21 protein-coding genes are annotated in these 20,623 nt (G+C 51.3%); 8 read left to right on the top strand and 13 right to left on the bottom strand.

Going from position 1 to position 20,623, the window contains the following annotated elements; translation table 11 throughout:
• Window positions 1-19: 19 nt before the first annotated feature.
• Window positions 20-2,341, top strand: a complete 2,322-nt coding sequence (locus FH871_RS27825) for a glycoside hydrolase family 95-like protein (RefSeq protein ID WP_138994693.1) — start codon at window positions 20-22, stop codon at window positions 2,339-2,341.
• 1 nt (window position 2,342) lies between these two features.
• Here FH871_RS27825 and FH871_RS27820 read toward each other — a convergent pair whose 3' ends face one another.
• Window positions 2,343-2,648, bottom strand: a complete 306-nt coding sequence (locus tag FH871_RS27820; RefSeq protein ID WP_138994692.1) for a hypothetical protein — start codon at window positions 2,646-2,648, stop codon at window positions 2,343-2,345.
• Window positions 2,649-2,766: 118 nt separating this feature from the next.
• Here FH871_RS27820 and FH871_RS27815 point away from each other — a divergent pair, with 118 nt between their 5' ends.
• Window positions 2,767-3,798 (top strand): aldo/keto reductase, encoded by a 1,032-nt coding sequence (locus FH871_RS27815; protein ID WP_114406309.1) that lies wholly within the window; start codon window positions 2,767-2,769, stop codon window positions 3,796-3,798.
• 55 nt (window positions 3,799-3,853) lie between these two features.
• On the opposite strand, the gene FH871_RS27810 is transcribed toward FH871_RS27815, so the two are convergent.
• Window positions 3,854-4,228 (bottom strand): hypothetical protein, encoded by a 375-nt coding sequence (locus tag FH871_RS27810; RefSeq protein WP_138994691.1) that lies wholly within the window; start codon window positions 4,226-4,228, stop codon window positions 3,854-3,856.
• 324 nt (window positions 4,229-4,552) lie between these two features.
• On the opposite strand from FH871_RS27810, the gene FH871_RS27805 reads away from it, so the two are divergent.
• A complete protein-coding gene (locus FH871_RS27805; protein ID WP_138994690.1) occupies window positions 4,553-5,176 on the top strand; it encodes a hypothetical protein in 624 nt (207 codons plus the stop codon).
• A gap of 222 nt (window positions 5,177-5,398) precedes the next feature.
• On the opposite strand, the gene FH871_RS27800 is transcribed toward FH871_RS27805, so the two are convergent.
• Window positions 5,399-6,091 (bottom strand): porin family protein, encoded by a 693-nt coding sequence (locus tag FH871_RS27800; protein ID WP_138994689.1) that lies wholly within the window; start codon window positions 6,089-6,091, stop codon window positions 5,399-5,401.
• Window positions 6,092-6,333: 242 nt separating this feature from the next.
• Between FH871_RS27800 and FH871_RS27795 the strand changes: the two genes are divergently transcribed.
• Window positions 6,334-7,146, top strand: coding sequence for a 1-acyl-sn-glycerol-3-phosphate acyltransferase (locus tag FH871_RS27795; RefSeq protein ID WP_138994688.1), 813 nt, complete (start codon window positions 6,334-6,336; stop codon window positions 7,144-7,146).
• 12 nt (window positions 7,147-7,158) lie between these two features.
• Here the strand turns inward: FH871_RS27795 and FH871_RS27790 are convergent, their stop codons facing one another.
• From FH871_RS27790 to FH871_RS27775, 4 genes are all read right to left on the bottom strand, one after another.
• Window positions 7,159-8,574: an inorganic phosphate transporter gene (locus FH871_RS27790; protein WP_114406313.1), complete on the bottom strand. Its 1,416-nt coding sequence runs from the start codon at window positions 8,572-8,574 to the stop codon at window positions 7,159-7,161.
• Between the two features lie 232 nt (window positions 8,575-8,806).
• Window positions 8,807-9,862, bottom strand: a complete 1,056-nt coding sequence (gene rlmN / locus FH871_RS27785; RefSeq protein WP_138994687.1) for a 23S rRNA (adenine(2503)-C(2))-methyltransferase RlmN — start codon at window positions 9,860-9,862, stop codon at window positions 8,807-8,809.
• Window positions 9,859-10,452 (bottom strand): CvpA family protein, encoded by a 594-nt coding sequence (locus FH871_RS27780; RefSeq protein WP_171062977.1) that lies wholly within the window; start codon window positions 10,450-10,452, stop codon window positions 9,859-9,861. The genes rlmN and FH871_RS27780 overlap by 4 nt, the downstream gene beginning before the upstream one ends.
• A gap of 105 nt (window positions 10,453-10,557) precedes the next feature.
• The gene (locus FH871_RS27775) at window positions 10,558-11,013 is read right to left on the bottom strand and encodes a GatB/YqeY domain-containing protein (protein WP_138994686.1); all 456 of its coding nucleotides are present in this window, start codon (window positions 11,011-11,013) and stop codon (window positions 10,558-10,560) included.
• 136 nt (window positions 11,014-11,149) lie between these two features.
• On the opposite strand from FH871_RS27775, the gene FH871_RS27770 reads away from it, so the two are divergent.
• The gene (locus FH871_RS27770; protein WP_138994685.1) at window positions 11,150-11,863 is read left to right on the top strand and encodes a pyridoxine 5'-phosphate synthase; all 714 of its coding nucleotides are present in this window, start codon (window positions 11,150-11,152) and stop codon (window positions 11,861-11,863) included.
• An 87-nt stretch (window positions 11,864-11,950) separates the two neighbouring features.
• The gene (locus FH871_RS27765; RefSeq protein ID WP_171062980.1) at window positions 11,951-12,334 is read left to right on the top strand and encodes a RidA family protein; all 384 of its coding nucleotides are present in this window, start codon (window positions 11,951-11,953) and stop codon (window positions 12,332-12,334) included.
• Between the two features lie 26 nt (window positions 12,335-12,360).
• On the opposite strand, the gene FH871_RS27760 is transcribed toward FH871_RS27765, so the two are convergent.
• The gene (locus FH871_RS27760; protein ID WP_138994684.1) at window positions 12,361-13,803 is read right to left on the bottom strand and encodes a Gfo/Idh/MocA family protein; all 1,443 of its coding nucleotides are present in this window, start codon (window positions 13,801-13,803) and stop codon (window positions 12,361-12,363) included.
• A gap of 45 nt (window positions 13,804-13,848) precedes the next feature.
• Window positions 13,849-14,145 carry an SCP2 sterol-binding domain-containing protein gene (locus tag FH871_RS27755; RefSeq protein WP_138994683.1) on the bottom strand — a complete coding sequence of 99 codons (297 nt, stop codon included), beginning with the start codon at window positions 14,143-14,145 and terminating at the stop codon, window positions 13,849-13,851.
• A 430-nt stretch (window positions 14,146-14,575) separates the two neighbouring features.
• Here FH871_RS27755 and FH871_RS27750 point away from each other — a divergent pair, with 430 nt between their 5' ends.
• On the top strand, window positions 14,576-15,118 hold the full coding sequence (locus FH871_RS27750; protein WP_114406319.1) for an RNA polymerase sigma-70 factor: 543 nt from the start codon (window positions 14,576-14,578) through the stop codon (window positions 15,116-15,118).
• Window positions 15,119-15,195: 77 nt separating this feature from the next.
• Entirely contained in the window at window positions 15,196-15,975 is a 780-nt protein-coding gene (locus FH871_RS27745) for a FecR domain-containing protein (protein ID WP_138994682.1), read from the top strand.
• 20 nt (window positions 15,976-15,995) lie between these two features.
• Here the strand turns inward: FH871_RS27745 and FH871_RS27740 are convergent, their stop codons facing one another.
• From FH871_RS27740 to FH871_RS27725, 4 genes are all read right to left on the bottom strand, one after another.
• Window positions 15,996-16,421: a hypothetical protein gene (locus FH871_RS27740; protein WP_138994681.1), complete on the bottom strand. Its 426-nt coding sequence runs from the start codon at window positions 16,419-16,421 to the stop codon at window positions 15,996-15,998.
• A 143-nt stretch (window positions 16,422-16,564) separates the two neighbouring features.
• Complete coding sequence (locus FH871_RS27735) at window positions 16,565-17,785, bottom strand: acyltransferase (RefSeq protein WP_138994680.1); 1,221 nt, start codon at window positions 17,783-17,785, stop codon at window positions 16,565-16,567.
• A 91-nt stretch (window positions 17,786-17,876) separates the two neighbouring features.
• On the bottom strand, window positions 17,877-19,112 hold the full coding sequence (locus tag FH871_RS27730; RefSeq protein ID WP_138994679.1) for an MFS transporter: 1,236 nt from the start codon (window positions 19,110-19,112) through the stop codon (window positions 17,877-17,879).
• A gap of 150 nt (window positions 19,113-19,262) precedes the next feature.
• Window positions 19,263-20,528: an MFS transporter gene (locus FH871_RS27725; protein WP_114406324.1), complete on the bottom strand. Its 1,266-nt coding sequence runs from the start codon at window positions 20,526-20,528 to the stop codon at window positions 19,263-19,265.
• Window positions 20,529-20,623 lie beyond the last annotated feature (95 nt).

The following is a 20,623-nucleotide window of genomic DNA, read 5'->3' as shown; positions in this document are numbered from 1 at the left end:
TACCGCCCTCTACCCTTCTATGATCACCACTACAATCCGTGCGAATCAAATTCGTTCATTTTTGACAGGAATCGTCTGCTGGTTTCTGTTAGGTCCTCAGCCGACTACCGCACAATCGCTCAAAGTCAGCCCGCAGGATCTACGGTTTTCGCAACTCCCCACCCGCTGGGACGAAGCACTGCCGTTGGGAAACGGGGTTCTGGGGGCGCTGATCTGGCAGAAAAACGACCGTCTCCGGTTTTCGCTGGATCGGGTGGATCTGTGGGACTTGCGCCCGATGCGCGGACTCGACCGGCCCGAATTCAGCTATCAGTGGGTGCAGGATCAGGTCATGAAAAAAGACTACAAAATCGTTCAGCAGTATTTCGACAAACCGTATGATGAAGAACCCGGCCCGACCAAAATCCCGGGGGCGGCTCTCGAATTCAACACGGCGGCCCTCGGTTCCGTGCAGTCGGCCCGGCTGCTCATTCAGGAGGCCGTTGCGGAAGTAACCTGGCAGAACGGAGCGGTTCTGCGTTCGTTCGTCCATGCGACGGAACCGGTTGGCTGGTTTCGTTTCGAGAAGATCCCGGCCCACTTCACCCTCGAACTCATTCCGCCGGCTTACGGAAAATCGATTCAGGAAAAAGCCGAAAATGCCGTGGTCGATGGCGACGATCTGGTGCGTTTAGGGTATCCTCAAGGAACCGTTTTACAGCAAAAAAACAAGATTACGTATCACCAGATCGGCTGGGGCGGTTTTTCTTACGATGTCACGGTGCAGTGGACCCAGAAAGGCAGCACGCTGGAAGGAACCTGGACGATTGCATCGGCGTATCCCGAAAAAAAGAAAACCGCGAGTTTGACCAAAACCGCATCGGCGGCCCGAACGTATGCCGCCGATCTGGCGTCGCACCGAAGCTGGTGGCAACGGTTCTGGTCGAAATCGTCGGTTCAGGTGCCGGATTCGTTGCTGCAAAAACAATGGTATCTGGAAACCTACAAGTTTGGCGCCACCGCCCGCGCCGACGCGCCACCGATTTCCCTGCAAGCTGTCTGGACGGCCGACAACGGCCGGATTCCGCCCTGGAAAGGCGATTACCACCACGATCTGAACACCCAACTCAGCTACTGGCCGAGCTATAGCGGGAACCATCTGGAAGAAAGCATCGGGTACATCAATCACCTGGAAGAGAACCTGCCGACGTATCGCGACTATACGAAGCGGTTTTTCGGAACCGACGGGATTGCTGTACCGGGCGTCACCACGCTGACGGGCAAGGAAATGGGCGGCTGGATTCAGTATTCGCTCTCGCCCACGGTTTCGGCCTGGCTGGCTCAACATTATTATTTACAGTGGCGGTATAGCGACGATGCGGTTTTTCTGCGCCAGAAAGCCTATCCGTGGCTGAAAGGTGTGGCGCAGCACCTGGAAAAACTGACGGTTCTGGACTCAACTGGAAAACGGAAACTGCCCATCAGTTCGAGTCCGGAAATCAAAAACAACAGCCTCGAAGCGTGGTTTCCGACCAATACCAACTACGATCTGGCCCTCATGAAGTTTGTGTTTAAAACCGCAACCGAAATGGCAACGGCTATGGGCAACGAAGCGGATACCCGGCATTGGCAGGCTATTCAAAACCAGTTTGGTGATTTTGCGTTGAGCGACCGAAACGAACTGATGTTTGCCGCCAGCTTGCCCTACAATGAGTCCCACCGCCATTTTTCGCACGTCATGGCGATTCATCCGCTGGGCCTGATTCGGTGGGAAGACGGCGAAAAGTCGCAGCAGATTATTCGGAATTCACTCGCGTTGCTCGACCGCGTCGGGCCGGATTGGTGGTGTGGCTATTCCTACGCCTGGCTGGGCAGTCTGAAAGCGCGGGCGAAAGACGGATCGGGAGCCGCCGAAGCCCTGCATACCTTTGCCTCGGCCTTTTGTTCGGTTAATTCGTTTCACCTGAACGGCGACCAGACCAAATCCGGAAAATCGAAGTTTACGTACCGACCGTTCACGCTGGAAGGGAATTTTGCGTTTGCCGCCGGTTTGCAGGAAATGCTGATGCAGAGTTATGCTGGCTTTATCGAGGTATTTCCCGCCATTCCGGCCACCTGGAACGATGCCGGTTTCACGGATTTGCGGACGGAAGGGGCGTTTCTGGTCAGTGCTCATCAACGCGCCGGAACCGTAAAAGAGATTACGGTAAAAACCGACCAGGGCGGCACAACCCGTCTGAAACTACCTTTCAACTCCTACGCTGTCAAAACATCACAAAAGGCTGTCGTTGAAAACGTAGAACCCGGTTTTGTGACGTTAAAGCTACAAGCGGGCGGTTCGATTACCTTGCAAAATCAATAGATTAATTGTCTTTCCGCCGGGTGGTATCACGTTTTTCCAGGGTTGCTCCCACACCAAAGGCATTGGGATCGCTCGGCGGAACGACCCTGACCTTGCGTTTGCCCCTTCCCTCGCGCGGGCTAATGACCTTGCCCGGCGTTGATAAAGGTTCGGCAGCCGGGCTGGTCAGGGGCGCGCTGTTCGAAGGCGTCACCACGGGCGCAATCGTGGTCGGGAGTTGTTGCGGTTTTTGCCGAACGGTATCGCTTTGTCCCAAACAGACACCGGCAGAAAAACTAAAAACGAGAAACATGACAATCGGGCGCATAACAATAACATCATTTGTTCAATGAAACGAATTGCAACCGGTTTTGTTAGAATGAACGGTATAACGCTTCCCAAAGCAGCCTGAAGCGGTGCCGACAAACCCAAAATCATCACACACTATGAAATACAACCTTCTGGGAAACACCGGATTACTGGTTTCCGAGCTTTGTTTAGGCACCATGACCTTTGGCGGAAGCGGCACGGGCATGTGGGCGGCCATTGGAAAACTGGAGCAGGAACCGGTCGATCAGCTTCTGAAACGCTCGGTCGATGCGGGTATTAATTTTATCGACACCGCCAATGTCTACGCCGAAGGCGTTTCGGAACAGCTTACCGGCCAGGCCATCCGAAACCTTGGCCTGAACCGCGATGATCTGGTCATTGCTACCAAAGTCCGGGGTAAAATGGGCGAAGGACCCAATCAGATCGGCCTGAGCCGGAAACACATTGTGCAACAGGCCGAAGAAAGTCTGCGCCGTTTGAACACCGATTACATCGACCTCTACCAGATCCACGGTTTCGATTTTCTGACTCCGCTGGAAGAAACGCTTCGGGCGTTGGACGATCTGGTGAAGAGCGGGAAAGTCCGCTACATCGGTTGCAGCAACCTGGCAGCCTGGCATTTGATGAAAGCGTTGTCGTATTCTGAACACAAGGATCTGGCCAAATTCGTGTCTCTGCAAGCGTATTACACCATTGCCGGTCGGGATCTGGAGCGTGAAATCGTTCCGCTGCTGCTGGATCAGAAAGTGGGCCTGATGGTCTGGAGTCCGCTGGCGGGTGGTTTGCTGAGCGGCAAATACGGTCGCAACAAACAACCGGAAGATTCCCGCCGGGTGAATTTTGATTTCCCGCCGGTCAACAAGGAAAAAGCGTACGATATTCTGGACGTGATGGAACCGATGGCCGAAGAAAAAGGCGTTTCAGTAGCCCAGATCGCGCTCGCGTGGCTGTTGCACCAACCCGCAGTAACCACGGTTATCATCGGAGCCAAAAAACCGGAGCAACTCGAAGACAACCTCAAAGCGATCGACGTCGTTCTGAGTGCCGACGACCTGAAAAAACTGGATGACATCAGCAAACTGGCTCCCGAATATCCGGGCTGGATGGTGGATCGGCAGGCAAATGATCGAAAAAAGTACGTACAGTAACTAAAAAAGGCCAGGAGCGACCTGGCCTTTTTTATGATGTAGATACCCGAAGTTGTTAGTTCATGACCACCAGTCGCGTCGGCGCTTCAACTGGCTCCGAACCCAGGTTTACTTCTTTCACAATGCTGCCTTCCTTCGATTTTACTTCCAGTTCATACTGGCCATCGGGCAACTCCGCAACGTTCAGTTTGACGGCATACTTTTGTTCTTTCTTGCCCACAAATTGCTGAAACATCACCCGGTTGTTTTTGTCGCGCAACAGAACGACCACCGGTTCCAGGGCGGTTTTTTCGACCGCAACCCGGATTTGGTTGTTGATGGTCACGTAGGCACTGGCATCGAACGAAAGGGTTTTGGGGGCCGTCCCGTTGTCAACTGGGGTCGTACTCAGGATAGCAGTGCAAATCAGGTTACTCAGTAAATTCATCATGATATTTGTTGTTTAGTATTGTGTTGTTTATGTCTTAGAGTTGTTGTTTCCTGTTCGATGATCTATAATGCCAACGCCGTGCCAAGGCAATACCAATTTTGTAACTAACTGATAATCAGCAAACAGGAATTTACACTTACTTTTCAAGTGTACGAAGCCGGACAATCCCTGTTCAAATGCGGACAGAAGTGTACGCCCAGCGACCGGTTTTCCAAAAAACTAAACGAAGTCTCCCTGTCTTTCATGTTTGTAAAAACATTAACTTTCTGCGTGCCTATCAGGCCAGCCCAATTCGCTTGAAAAAACGCTAAAAACCATGCTACTATGAAGAAAATCCTTTTCTGTTTTGCGGCTTCGATCGCAGCCATCAGTTATGCGCCAACTGCATCGGCCGCAGCACCGGTTCGAGGTGCCACCATGATGTTTCAAATCAGCTCCGACTCAACGGCAACCCTGCTCGATAAAGCCGTAGCAGCCAATGCGAAAGGCGACAAAACCGGCACCGTCAAAGCGTTGCAGGCCGGCACCACAGCCCTTGAAACCGAAGCCAAAAGCAACACCGGAAGTCTGAAAGACAAATTGCTGGGACAAGTCGGAAACCTGAAAAAATTGATTCCGCTGGCGCAAAGCGGTTTGCTGAAAGGCGATATTTTGCAAAAAGCAGTGAACCTCGCTAAAATGGCCCTCGGAGCAAACCAAGTCGAAAAGCTCATGGGGGGCGGGAACCTGCTCTCGAAAGTTACCGGACTGACCAGCAACCTGAATCTGGTTAAAACCGGCCTCTCGGCGCTGGGCGGAAGCAGTGCCAGTACGGGCAATTCACTCATCACGACAGCCCTCGGCGGACTCTCGAAACTGAGTAAAGGGGGCGTAGCCGCAAAAGCTGCTGAACCCGCCGTGAAGGGCCAGCTGGATAGCGTTCTCGGCTTTGTGAAAGGCGTTCTTTAAACTGAAACACCTTTTGAACTATTGCAAAAAAGCCCGGCGCAAACACACCGGGCTTTTCCAGTTCAACTCTAACCCTTAAACACACACAAACTGTCTTTTAATGAAATAATGTCGAATAATGAATACTGAATAACGAATATCGAAGTGTTCATCGCTCTGTCATGTCTCTAATCCAATATTCGTTATTCAGTATTCATTATTCGATATTGTTTTTTTCTTCCTTCACTGTCCTATGGCAAACGAGTAGCCTATCGACGCGCTGAGTCCGCGGTTGCGGATGGGAAGTTGAAGAAAGGGTAAATCATATTGCCGCGAAAAACCGTGTTCATACCGAGTTTCGACGAAGAATTTTCCTGGTCCGGCTTCGGCACTAAAGCCCAGTCCGCCAATGGCACTGAAATCCCAGCGGTTATAGCCCAATGTATTCATATTCATGTCGACATCGATGGGCTGGCTCCGGAAAATACCGCTGGTGCGGGTGCGAATCCGACCGTTGGCCGCATAACCGGCGGCAGCTCCCGCCAGCATGTAGACTTGAACCGGTCCTTCGTTCAGGTTGATTTTGGCCAAAACCGGTAGTTCTACATAGCGCGTCTGGTAGGCAACGCGGGCACCCAGTGGCAAATCCCAGTTGCCTATCGACAGATCGAAGCCTTCGTCGACCACAAAGCCTTTCTGAACGTACGAAATTTCGGGGCGGATACTCACGCGGTCACTGACCGGAATTTCGAAGAACAACGCGCCGGTTGGGCCGGGCGACAGGCGGAACGTGGGTGAAAAACTGTCTAAAAATTCGGGTTTGGAAACCGCCCCCCAATTGGCTCCTGCCCGAAAGCCGACCTGAACCTGAGCCGATGCCGTTTGAATCAGAAAGAAGGTCAGCGCAGCGAGTGCTGCCAGTGTAAATCGTTTCATGGTCGATCAAAAGATTGGTTGGTTGTTCGATGGCAAACCGGTAGCTTACGTTCTGATCTCAAAAGGGCCGGTTGGTTTTGCAATCTGATGCTTGGACAGGCGTCGGCAGCAATGGATTAATGACCCGGGGCATTTTGTTCAGAATTAGTTAAAATCAGGGATCTTTTAGTACTTTATACCGAAAACATTGCATTGCTTTTGTCGCTTTAGTACCTGCTCAACCATGCCAACGCTTTTGAATAATGACGGAGAAAAAACCAACCCGCTACAGCTTTTTACCAAAACCGCTTGACAGGCTGGACTTTTTGGGGGTTTTCGAAAAAGACCCTTTCGGTAACTCGCTGTTTATCAAACGAATCATGATTGCCATCGTCGGCTGGATCACCTACTTCCGGTATACGGTTTACAACAAAATCACCATTGAGGGGGCTGAGCATTTGAAGGATTTGCCGATCAACAACGTGGTATTTCTGTCCAACCATCAGACGTATTTCGCCGATGTCATTGCGTTTTACCACATTTTCTGTAGCGTCAAATGGGGGTTTACCAACACGATTTCGCCCCCGGTCTATTTGTTCTGGCCCCGCGCCCGCAACTATTACGTTGCCGCCAGCGAAACCATGAAAGGCGGTTTGGTACCGCGTATTTTTTCGTTGGGAGGAGCCATTCAGGTCGAGCGTTCCTGGCGGGCGAAGGGGCAGGATGTAAAACGGGAAGTCGATACGACGGCCAATGACCGCATTGCTGCGGCCCTTGAACACGGCTGGGTGGTCAGTTTTCCACAGGGGACCACAAGCCCCTACGCGCCGATTCGGAAAGGCACCGCACACATCCTTAAAAACAACAATCCGATTGTAATTCCGGTTGTGATCAACGGTTTTCGGCGGGCTTTCGATAAGAAAGGATTACGGATCAAGAAGCGGAATACCCAGTTGAGTGTGCGCTTCAAACCGCCTTTGCACTACCGGGAAGATGAACCCGTTGACACTCTGATCGATAAAGTGCGGGCCGCCATCGAGCAGGACATTCCGAAAGAGAAACTGACGTGGTTGTAGCAAAAACCGGATTTAATCCAAAATCCAGCGGAAAAGCAGGTAAAGGGTGAACGACAGCGTCACGGAAACCGGCAGCGTCATCAGCCAGGCGAGGGCGATGTTTCGAACGGTTCCGCCCTGCAGGTTTTTGATCCCTTTGCTGGCCACCATACTCCCGGCAATCCCCGACGACAGCATGTGGGTCGTGCTGACCGGCGCTTTATAAAGCGTGGCAAGGGCGATGGTCGTAGCGGCTACCAACTCCGCCGAAGCACCCTGCGCGTAGGTTAAATGCTGCTTCCCGATTTTCTCGCCGATCGTGACCACAATCCGCTTCCAGCCCACCATTGTACCCAGGCCGAGCGACAGGGCGATCATCAGAATGACCCAAAATGGTGCATAGTCCGTAAACCGGCGCAACCCTACTTTCTCGTTCAGGTTCGTCGTCAGCGTGTTGATATCCGTCGCACTCAGATCGACATCTTCACTTTCCATCAACTTTTTGACGTTGTTGTTGATCAGCAGCAAGTCCCGGCGAATCTGCAACCGCTCTTCGGCCCTGAACTTCCCATCCACCAGTGGCAGACTAATCACGCGCTGCAAATCAACAATCTCGGCTTTTGTACCGGCCACCCGGCCCCGATCGGTGTCGGACAGCCCCGTGGTATCAATTTTGTTGACGATTTGTGAAATCTGCACCAGATTGCCGCGCATTGTAGTCGGGTCGATGGTGTTGTTGAGGGCAAAATAAGCCGGGGTAATCCCGATCAGAATCAGCATAATCAGCCCAACACCTTTCTGCCCGTCGTTCGACCCGTGGAAAAAACTAACGCCCGTGCAGGTAATAATCAGAATGGAGCGAATCCAGGTCGGCGGGGGCGTGTTTTTTTTGGGTTCTTTAAAAAGGTCTTTGTTGCTCACCAACCGGCGTAACAGAAACATCAGGATAATGGCAAGGCTAAAACCGATCAAGGGAGAAAGCAGCAGGGCCTTCCCGATTTTCGTGGCTTCTTCCCAGTTGACCCCTCCAGGCTCACCCGCCCGACCCATCGTTGAAAAAGCCAGTCCAACGCCCAGGATCGAGCCAATCAGGGTGTGCGAACTTGAACTGGGCAGACCAAAATACCAGGTTCCTAAATTCCAGATAATGGCGCTGAACAGGAGCGCCAGCACCATCGCAATGCTGTGATACACATTCTGGTCGACCAGCAATTCGACGGGCAGGAGATTGACAATTCCCATGGCCACGCCAATACCGCCCAGCAACACACCTATAAAGTTCCAGATGCCTGACCAGACCACGGCCACATTGGGTTTCAGGGAGTTTGTATAAATAACCGTAGCCACGGCGTTGGCCGTATCGTGAAATCCGTTGACAAATTCAAAAGCGCAGGCAGCGAAGAGACAAAGTGCGAGGAGGATAAAAATATCCGTTTCTAATCCGAACATGCAGATACAAGTCTGTGAAACTGAGTCTTAGTAAAAACTCAACAAATCAATTTGGCTCAAAAGTACGGTAAACTTTTGATCGCAATGTTACCTAAATGTTAAGCAATGTACCTGTGGGGTTTTGAAAACCTGGCAGGTCTGGCTAAAGTGATACCCTTCATTGAAATCTCAAAAAAGCTTCTTCTAGACCTGTCAGGTTTCAAAAGCCTGACACGTATGAGTGAGTTACTCGTTACTGTTTCCCGGCCAATTGTCCGCAGGCGGCATCGATGTCTTTGCCCCGGCTCCGGCGAATGTTGACGATAACGCCCCGGTCTTCCAGAAAACCGGCGAACCGGTCGAGTGTCTGGGGGTCGGTATTTTTATAATCGGCTTCCGAAATCGGATTGTACTCGATGATATTGACTTTTGCCGGCACTTTCTTCGTGAATTGCCACAGCTCTTTGGCGTCCTCCAGCGAATCGTTGACGTTGTTGAAAACGATGTATTCAAACGTAACCCGCGTACCGGTTTTCTGGTAGAAATACGTCAGCGCTTCGGCCAGTGCGGGCAGCGAATTGCTCTCGTTGATGGGCATAATCTGGTTGCGCTTTTCGTCGTTGGCGGCATGAAGCGAAAGCGCCAGGTTAAATTTCACCTGATCGTCCCCCAGTTTTTTAATCATTTTGGCAATCCCGGCAGTCGAAACCGTAATCCGTTTGGCCGCCATGCCCAGGCCGTTGGGCGACGTAATCCGCTCGACCGACGCCAGCATGTTGGCGTAGTTCAGCAGCGGCTCGCCCATACCCATGTAGACAATGTTGGTCAGACCGGTTCCGTAGGCTTCTTTCGCCTGCTGGTCGATGGCCACCACCTGATCCACCATTTCGCTGGCTTCCAGGTTGCGTTTGCGGTCCATATACCCCGTTGCGCAGAATTTACAGGTCAGCGAGCATCCCACCTGCGACGAAATACAGGCCGTCATGCGGTCGTCCTCGCTTTTCCGCAACGACGGAATCAGCACGCCCTCCACCAGATTACCGTCATAAAGCCGGAACGACGATTTGATGGTGCCGTCGGCACTTTGCTGCTGTTTCGAGACCGCCAGCGTCCGCACTTCAAAATGTTCGGCCAGCAATTGCCGCGTTTTCAGCGACAGGTTGGTCATTTCCTCAAACGTTCGTACCGAATGTTTCCAGAGCCATTCCTGAATTTGTTTCGCCCGAAAACCCTGCTCGCCGTGGCTGGTCAGCCAGGTTTTCAGTTGGTCGTCGCTGAGCTTGCGTATATCCTGCTTCGTCGTAATCATCCCTTTTTATGCGGTCTTTCCACGCCGGAGTCTTCCGAATCGGTATTGTCGTCGGACCAGTTGCGTGAGAATTCTTCCTTTTGTTTTCGAATCCAGTTCGTTCCTACGGGAATCCAGCCGGAGGTTACATCCATCACGATGGGTGCGATGGGTTTTACGACCGGATACAGATACGTTTCATGCGTGTGTTTCACGGGCATACGGATTCCCATCCACGTTAACAACCAGAGCATTACACTAATTCCGAAAACCCAGGTAAAAATTCCGACGGCCGCTCCGGCTAAACTGTCGAACGTTCCCAGAAGCGTGTATTTAAGCGACTGACGCAGGGAAAAACCGATGCGGTTGATCAGAAAAACAGTCGGAAAAAAAATAATGGAGAAGCCCAGCCACGGCAACAACCGCCGGGCCACTTCCATGCTGATGTACGGTGCCAGCAGGTCGATGCCAAAACCCAGAAACTTAAATCCCACGATCATCGCCACGATAAACGCCACAATGGCCACAATTTCCACCAGCAAACCTTTGCGGTAGCCATTGAACGCGCCATAGAGCAACGTAATCAGGATGATGATGTCGAGGATTTTCAATTCTTTAAAAGAATGGTGTGAAATGGCTGGATGGTTTTAATGGTTAAGGGGTTGGACGGCTCGTCGTAATTGTAACCCTTTAACCATTCTCAACCATCCAACCATTTAAGCAGTAAGCAAATTCTTTACCAACGCTGAAATGGCTTTCCCTTCGGCCTGACCCGCCAGTTCTTTGGTAGCCACGCCCATTACTTTTCCCAGATCCGACGGCCCGGTGGCACCAACGCGGGCGATGATGTCCTGCACGCGGGTTTTCAGTTCGGCTTCCGAAAGCTGCTGGGGTAAATAATGCTCGATGATGGCGATTTCCGCCAGTTCGGCTTGCAAAAGATCGTCGCGGCCCTGCGTCCGGTAAATATCGGCCGAATCCCTCCGCTGTTTCACGGCTTTGGTCAGCAGTTTCAGTTCATCTTCGGGCTTGATGTCGCCCCCGGCCGAACCGTCTTTGGTTTCTTCCAGTAAAATCAGCGACTTAATCGCCCGCAAAGCCCGCAACCGATCCTGCTCTCTGGCTTTCATAGCCTCTTTGATGTCAGCATCGATTTGTTGTTTCAGCGCCATATTTCAGTTAATAATTAAAAGTTATGAGTTAAGAGTTACTTTAACTCCGGAACCAATGACTGTTTGGCAAAGTTACGAAAACAGGATGGGCTTGTTTGCACCTCATAACTCTTAACTGATAACTCTTCACTAAAAAATGACTCGTTTGAGTGTCAATATCAATAAAATTGCCACGTTGCGGAATTCACGGGGTGGCAATAACCCGAATGTGGTCAACGTAGCCCTCGATTGCGAACGGTTCGGAGCGCAGGGCATAACGGTTCATCCACGCCCCGACGAACGGCACATCCGCTATAACGATGTGTTGCAGTTGAAAGAGGTAGTCACGACCGAGTTTAATATTGAAGGCAATCCCGACGAGCGGTTTATTGAGCTGGTAACGCGCGTGCGGCCCGAGCAGGTAACGCTTGTTCCCGATGCGGTCGACGCCATTACGTCCAATGCGGGCTGGAATACGGTTTTGCACCGGGGCTACCTGACGAATCTGGTCAAGCAGTTTAAAGACCTGGGAATCCGGGTTTCGATCTTCGTCGATGCCGATGAGCAGATGGTGCAGGGCGCCAAAGAAGTCGGTACCGACCGGATCGAATTGTATACTGAACCCTATGCGGCTCACTACGCTGAAAACCGGGAAACCGCCATTGCTCCCTTTGTTCAGGCGGCCAAACTCGCCAATGAGCTGGGATTGGGACTCAACGCGGGTCACGACTTAAGTCTGGAAAATCTGCGGTATTTTCACCAGAACATCCCCGGTTTGCTCGAAGTATCCATCGGTCATGCGCTCATCAGCGACGCACTGTACCTGGGCCTGGAAAATACCATTCAATTGTATTTAAAAGAATTGGAATAAAGAGGGTAGACAAGAGAGTAAAGACAAAAGACTGGTATCCAGATTAGTATGTCTTTACTCTCTTGTCTCGCTTCTCTTGTCAACACCATGATTTCATCCGTCGAAACCCCCAACGCTCCGCTTCCTGCCGGGCATTATGCCCAGGCCACAGTCTGGAACGACCTGATTTTTGTATCCGGTCAATTGCCCATACATCCCGTCACGAAGGAGAAATTCACCGGCCCGATCGACGTACAAACCCGGCAGGTGCTGGACAATGTCAAAGCCATTCTGGAAGCCGCCGGGAGCGACCTGGCCCACGTCCTGAAAACGACGGTTTACATCGCCGACATTTCGCTCTGGGATCAGGTCAATGCGGTTTACGCGGATGTTTTCGGTGACCACAAACCCGCCCGCGCCGTGGTACCAACGAAGGAACTTCACTACGGTTTTCTGATCGAAATTGAAGCCGTAGCCGTGCGGACACCCTGACAGCGGTCGAAGACCCTGTCAGGATGTTACAACGAATAATTACCCCGGTATTGCCGTTTTACAAACTGGTTGGCGTAATCGAAGTTGGTAATTTTCATGTTTACGCCGTCCCAAAAAAGCTTCTTGCGACCCGGGAAAGTGAATCCTCCACCGGTTTTCGGTTCCCGGTACAAATAACTACGCGTGGCCAGATTCCCCATCAGGACGGTTTCGGTCAGCGGGCCGGATTCATCGAACGACGAACTGGTATACGCACCATAGCCTTGCTTGCAGGCTTTGACCCATTGCTGCTGATGGCCGTCGGTTTTGCCTTCGACCAGCGGTTTTTCGGCATCCGGCATTTTTTTGTCGCCAAACTTTTCTTCCGGAAACAAACGCGGATTGTTCCCAAACAACTCGGCAACCAGAATGCCTTTGCTGCCGATGAACATCATGCCGCCGTCGATGTTCGTAAATACTTTTTCGTACGGAATGCCGTCCGGTACTTGCGGACGAATCCCGCCATCGTACCACGAAAACTTGATTTCTTTTACCTTTTTGTCATCCGACGGAAAGGTCAGGTGAATGGCCGATGAAGGTGGGCAGACATCATCGTAAAACGCTTCTTTGAAGAAATCGGAATAGACCGAGCCCACGCTGCACTCCACCGAAGTCGGGTATTTCAGTTTCAACGCCCGAAACGGCACATCCATGAAGTGGCAACCCATGTCGCCGAGTGCGCCCGTACCGAAGTCCCAATAGCCCCGCCAGCGGGTCGGCATGTAGGCTTCGTGGTAGTCGCGGGCGGGGGCCGTGCCGAGCCACAAATCCCAGTCGACCTCCGACGGAACCGGCTGCGACTCACCTTTGTCCTTCGGCGACCGAACGCCCTGTGGCCACACCGGGCGGTTGGTCCAGCAGCTGACGGTATGAACGTGCCCGATGACGCCTTTCTGAATCCAGGTTTCTATTTTGCGCGTATCATCACCACTGCTGCCCTGATTGCCCATTTGCGTCACGACCTTGTATTTCCGGGCCGCTTCGGTCAGCATTCGGGCTTCGTAAATATCGTGCGTCAGCGGTTTTTCGCAATACACGTGTTTGCCCAACTGCATGGCGGCCATCGCAATCGGCGCGTGCATGTGGTCGGGGGTCGAGATAATCACGGCTTCGAAATTCTTCGCTTCCTTGTCAAATAACTGGCGGTAATCTTTGAAATACGGGGCCTTGGGAAACTGGGCGCGGAACTTCTTCGCCTGCCGGTCGTCGACATCGCAGAGCGCGACCATGTTGTCCGAGCCGTTGTTATAGGCCATCCGAATGTTCACATCCGCTTTGCCACCGCAACCCACGGCCGCGATGTTGAGCTTATCGCTGGGGGCCGTAAAGCCGGAACCACCCAGCACGTGACGGGGCACAATTGTAAAACCGGCGGCAGCCAGGGCACTACCCTGAATGAATTTCCGGCGGGAAAGGGAGGCAAATTTCATACGGGTCTAGGTTTAGAGAGTGAAATACGGAGAACGAGCGAGCCGTTAGCTCAGTTTTTGACCAATTTTCATGGCCAGACCCATATCGCCCTGGACCTTGAGTTTACCAAACATAAACGCGGTCATGGGGTTCAGATCGCCGGTGCCTAATTTTTGCAAATCACTCAGTGACACCTTGATCGTGCAATCCGCGTCGGTGTCTTCGTTGGAAACAACGGCTGGCACCTGCCGCCCGTCGATATAGATAACACCCTGATCAGTAGCCAGTTTAACGGTGGCATTTAACCCGCTGTCGGTACCAAGGCGTTGCCGGATCTGATCCGTAAATTCCTGTAAATTCATGCGTGTGGTTTGTTTGTGACTCGAAATAGGACAAAAACCGCTAAAACTAGGCGGTTTTTTCGGTAAAAGTAGAAACAATACCGAAATTTTTAGTAAGTTCAAACCTGTTAATCACGCCCTGAATGAATCTGAATTTCTCTGCACTGATGGAAGGTTCCTCCACAGCAACGGTTTATTTAACGGTAAACCCATTTTCTGCAATTCTGACAATTCTGTGTATCTTTACCCTCTCAATCTGTCCGATCAGAATAGATAATCACCTTCCCGTGTTTTCACCGATGGCGGGTACTACTTTGGTCTGCCGGGAGATTCTCACTAACGCCAGAGCGCAAATTCGTGACCAGAGCATTCGGAGTTTGTTGACGAACCAGTGGAGTTCTGCGTCTGATAACTAAGAACAATCAGACTGCTATAAAAAACGTGTATTAGGATGCAAGCTGAACAAACCCTTCTCCGACAACTGCGGAACGCCGACCCAACAGCCTTCAGGCGGGTCTACGATCGGTATGTTCAACGGATTTATTATTTTACAGTAAGCTTTCTAAAATCACCGGAAACCGCTCAACAGATCGTACGAGACGTCTTTACCACGCTTTGGGAACGACGCAGTACGCTTGATGAAGACATCCCCCTGAACGGTTATTTGTTTACCATGACCTACGGACTAGTGCTTTCGGCTTTTCGCGAACGGCACAGCCAGTGCCAGCCACAGGAAATTCTCCAGCGGTTGACCACGCAGTCCGGCACCGATACCGAGGAGCAAGTACTGTATCAGGAACTGGAATTACTCTATCAACAGGCCGTTGGGCAGCTTCCCCCCCGTCGGCGTGAAATCTACTTGCTCAGCCGTCACGAGGGATATACGTCGCAGCAAATCGCGGATCGCATGAACCTCTCCACCCGAACAATCGAAGATCATCTGGCCCAGGCTTACGACACATTGGGCAGTTATTTTCAACGACATACCTATTAAATGAGTGCAGGAGTGAATGAGCGAATGACCGGGCCGCCGGAGCGCTCATTCACTCCTGCACTCATTCTACCATTAGAATGGAGGAATTGCTGGTTAAATACGTCCGGAATGAATGCAGCCCTGAGGAAGAGCAGTGGGTTATTGGCTGGTTACAGAACCCGGACAACGAATCACGTTTACGCGGATTGATGCGGAAACAATGGAGCAATCCGTCGGTTTCCGGGGTCGAATCGCCCGACTGGCAGCAGATGTGGATGGGTATTGCCCGACAAACCAAAGACCTGCCCATGGAATCCGAGCCTCCTTTATACCGTACGGTATGGCGTCAGATAGCCCGCATTGCAATCTGGATTGGTTGCATTATTGCTTTTGGACTTGGCATCCGGTTCCTGCGGGAGGCCCAGTTGCCCGCCGACGTTATCTACCAATCCGGAGCCGATCAATCCATGCGGGTGGAATTAACGGATCATTCGTCCGTCATCCTCAATAAAAACTCCACCTTAACGGTTTCCTCCGACTGGTCAGGGCCAAACCGCAGCATCTGGCTCGATGGCGAAGCGGTTGTTGATGTGGCAGAGCAGCCCATCGGTTTCCGTTTGCTGATTCATACTGCCGACCACGTGGTGACCGAAGCACAAAAAGCCCGGATTTTCGTAGCCCGAAAAGACAAAAAAGTACGGGTCGTGGTGGAACAAGGTCTGGCTAACTTCGTCATTCACTATTCAGGCATGTTGGGCGAAATGAAGAAATATGCCCTGCAACGGGGCGGTATGGCCGAGTACGACGAGAAATCAACCCAACTAATCAGACGCCAGGTTAATCCGCTGACCTACACCTCCTGGGCACAGCCTGAATGAGTAAATACCGGATAATCGATCTACATCCCGGTCTGCGGCTCCACAACCGGCACCACCGTCAGCAGCCGTTGCGTTGAACGCTGCTGAATTCCGGACGACTTTAATTGAAAGGCTTTTTCAATCGTTTCCTCGCCATTGGTGATCTGGAACGTATAAGCTCCGTCGGCCATCGCACTCATGTCAAACCGCTGACGGTATTTATCCAGATTTCTGGGCATGGTTTCTGCAAAAACGATCCGGTTGTTCTGATCGCGCAACCGAACAATGATTTTACTTTTGGGATCATTTTTCTGAATAGCCACCCACAACTTCAGCGGGTTAGCCGACGGGTAGGTAGCGGCTACAAAGGGCTTGTCTTCGGTAGTCGTCTGGGCGAAAGTGGACGGGCCGACCAGGAGAAAGGCACCAAGCAGAAGGGCACCAAGGGGGCGAATGAGCTTTTTCATGTGTGTTCGTATTTGTTGCTTACTGTTCAATTGCAGACCAAAGACAACAACACAGACAGGCCGGCACCGACGGCTGGGAAAAACGGCAGAAAAAAAGGATGAGTGGTTGTGAGTCGGGAAGAACTGTCGAAAAAGCGCGGAGCTTACTTGATTACCGGCACCTCAAAGGTTGAAACCGTCGCACGACGATCCGTGGAAGCCCCCGCCATAAACCGGTCTTTCAAACGCAGGAAAGGTTTCTCGAAGTAGGTATAGGAAAGGTACGCCAACAGAATCGTGAGCAAGATTATCAATGCATACGCCTGCAAATTGAACAGGAAAGAATGGAGGAGCCCGGGATTGTCACGTCGACCGGCAAGCAGATTGAGCACCAGGGTAATCGCAACCGGATGATAGATGTATAGTCCGTACGAAATACTTCCCATGAACTTCATTAACGGGTTTTCAAACTGCACAACGGATTGGGGATTAGACGCCAGATTAATCAATAAAAAACAAAATAATACCGCGTAAAATTCATAATTAATTCCCGGCACCCGGAAACCGGTTGCGATAAAAGCAATCAGAAATAAATACATGATAATCTGAACTGATTTTCGATGTAAAATTTCTAAAATCGGGTGATTTTTAAAAACTAAATAAGCGCCTAATCCACCAATGGCCATGCAACCAATTCTGAATTGTGCCATGAACATCGATACAAAAAATAAAACCGGATGGGTTTGTTCTTTGGCAAGGTGATACGGATTAAGAATGAACCGGTAATAGAAAAAAACCCCTGCCAAAACAAGGCCAATTGCTCCGATTATAATCAATGTTTTTTTGAAATGACGGCTCAATACTAGCCAGGGCCAGAACAAATAAAACTGCTCTTCAACCCCGATCGACCAGACGTGCCCGGAGAGCGGCATGGGCTCGTAAAGGCCAGAGACGAGGTTGGGCAGAACGAGTAAATAGAGCGTTAGTTTCTCGTAAAAGTGATGGAACGTGGTTTCTGACCAGATGGGCATTTGAAGAAGGCCGATCGTGGGAAAAACGAAGAAGCTGAGCAGAACAATCAGGAAGTAGAGCGGCCAGATGCGAAGCATCCGTCGAATGTAGAATTTTGCAATATCGACTGTGCCGGTTTTCTGCTTTTCAGCCAGTAGTAAATAGGTTATTAAAAAACCACTCAGGACAAAGAATAGAGCGACGCCAAATTTGCCAAGTTGGTAAATGACCGGCCGGTCATTTAAATTATCGATTCCAAGAAAAAAGACCGACTTGTATTCTTCAATATGATGAATAATAACAGCGAAAGCAGCAATAAAACGAATACCATTAAACCCCTTAAAGTAAACGGAATCAGTCTTAACAGGAAGCATAAGGAGAACAGAGTAGAGCGTATATTACATAGATAATGTAGTTAATTGTAAATATATTATTTATATGGATACTTTATAGAATGCGACGGTATTAATCTTCAATGTAGTTTAAATCTTTACCATAGGTTTCATCTAATGTCGCTAACGACAAGAAACTAATCATAAAACAAAGCAATCCAACCAGGGCGGCTGCGCCGATCACACCAACCGAAAGTTTGAGCGATTGAAAGAGTGGAATCGTTACTAAGGTAGTGGCCCGAACGTTGTTTGCAATGGAGGTTGTAGCGGTGGCGCGCAGGTTGGTACCAAAATGTTCGGCCGAAACGGTTAAAAACAAGGCGATGTAACCAATCGAGAACCCCAGCCCTACGCAAACGGCATAAAACAGCGGGACGGACGAAATACCGCCAAAGAGATAAATGCCTACGAACACGAGATTCATTGTCATCAACGCCCCAATGGCCCGTCGGCGGGACCGAAACCACTGGCTCAGGGCACCGCTGATCAAATCGCCTACCGCCATACCAATATACGTAAACATGACGGTTCGGCCCGGCGCGATGGGCTCGGCAATGCCCAGGGCTTTCCCGAACTCGTTGCTGAAGGTGGCCAGAATGCCGATTACAAAGTAGGTCGGAACAGCCAGCCCCATACAACGCAGGTAGGTCAGAAAGCGTTTTTGGTTGGAGAACAGCGACCAGAAATTACCACGCCGGACGGTTTGCTCCTTGATTTTGAGAAACATCCCCGACTCGAAAACCGACACGCGCAATAGCAACAACAGCAGGCCCAGGCCACCCCCGATGAAATACGTTGTCCGCCAGTCGAACAGCACGACGGTGAAATACGCCACGACGGCCCCAAACAGGCCCACACCCGCGATCAGCGAGGTGCCATAGCCCCGGAGTTCTTTCGGCAGGATTTCGGAAACGAGCGTAATGCCCGCGCCCAGCTCGCCGGCCAGCCCCAGCCCGGCCACAAAACGCAAAACCGCATACGTATCCGCATCCTGCACAAAACCGCAGGCGATGTTGGCGAGTGAATAGGTGATGATGGACCCGAAGAGCACCGAAAGCCGCCCGCGTTTATCGCCCAGAATACCCCAGAAAACACCGCCCAGCAACAACCCGGCCTGCTGCCAGTTCAAAACCGTCCCTCCAATGACCGACACCTGTTTTTCGTCGAGCCCCAAATCTTTCAGACTCGGCACGCGAACGATGTTGAACAGCAACAGATCGTAGACATCCACGAAATAGCCCAGAGCGGCCACAATAACCGGCAATGTAAACAACGGGCGGTAGGTTACGGAAGGCGAAGAAAAAGTCATGCCAGAGGAAGAAGGAGAATGGTTTAATTTTAAATGAATGATGAATGTAAAATGAGCAACGCTAAATGTAAAAGTAGGCTGGGTGCTTCTGAACCCCTTTTACATTTAGCGTTACTCATTTTACATTCATCATTTTTAACAACGTGTCCCTTACTCCTCCAAGTAATTAAGATCTTTCCCGTGCGTTTCGGGAATGGTGAGGATGGAGTAAAAGCCGATCGCAAAGCTGATGATTCCAACGGCGACGCCCGCATTGACGATGTCGAGAGACGGTTTGAGATACGCGTATAGACTGGTCATCAGGATAACCGTTCCGCGTACCATGTTCGGCACGGTGGTGGCGGCAGTGGCCCGGAGATTCGTACCGAATTGTTCGGCGCCGATGGTGACAAACATAGCCCAGTAGCCGATGCCGAAGCCCATCGCCAGAAAATACATGTAAAGCCCCATGACGGTTTTCGGTGCTACATACACGTAAATCAGACTGACAACCAGGGTAAAGCCCATCAACAGCGAAACCGCCTGCTTACGCGATTTGAGGCCCTGACTGATGACACCACTCGCCAGGTCACCAATGGCCAGACCGATGTAACACCACATGATGGTCAGACCCGGTTTAACCGGTTCGGCGATGCCAAACGCCAGGCCAAATTCATTGCTGAACGTGGCGAGAATACCGATTACAAACCAGGTTGGCAGACCGATGCCGATGCATTTCATGTATTTCGAAAACCGCTCCCAGTTCGTAAAAAACGCAAAGAAATTGCCTTTCTGAACGTGTTTCTGTTCAGACACCTGCGTAAACATGCCGGACTCGATGACCCCGATCCGGAGCAGAAGCAGGCCGATTCCCATGGCACCTCCGATCAGAAACGCATTTTGCCAGTTGAACAGCTCGACGGTGAAATACGCGACGACCGCGCCGAACAACCCAACCCCGGCCACCAGCGACGTGCCGATGGCGCGCAGTTGTTTGGGCAACACTTCGGAAACGAGTGTGATGCCTGCGCCCAGTTCGCCGGCCAGCCCGACACCCGCCACAAACCGCATGGCCGCGTAATAATCGGTCGGGTCCATGAACGTCACGCGGTCGATGAAACCACAGGCGATGTTGGCGAGTGAATAGGTAATGATGGACCCGAAAAGTACTGAAAGCCGTCCGCGTTTATCGCCCAGAACGCCCCAGAGAATGCCGCCGATGAGCAACCCGCCCATTTGCCAGTTCAGAATGTTGGCCCCAACGCGGGAAATCTGCTCGTCGTTCAATCCCAGATCTTTGAGGCTCGGAACGCGGACAATGCCAAATAGCAACAAATCGTAAATGTCGACAAAGTAGCCCAGTGCAGCGACAATGACCGGAAGGCCAAAAAGGGATTTGTACGATACCTTTGGCGGGGGAGGAACTGTAGATTGCATTCGTTTGGTAAAAGGATGTTAGGAAAATAGAATGAATGGCAAGTTACCGATTTAGCCACATTTGACCAACTTATCCGCAAAGGTAGTGCCAGCCC

It is taken from the genome of Larkinella sp. C7, from assembly GCF_006149005.1.
Lineage (GTDB): Bacteria > Bacteroidota > Bacteroidia > Cytophagales > Spirosomataceae > Larkinella.
The sequence above is the reverse complement of the archived record's forward strand: the minus strand, read 5'-3'. Positions and strand labels throughout refer to the sequence as shown.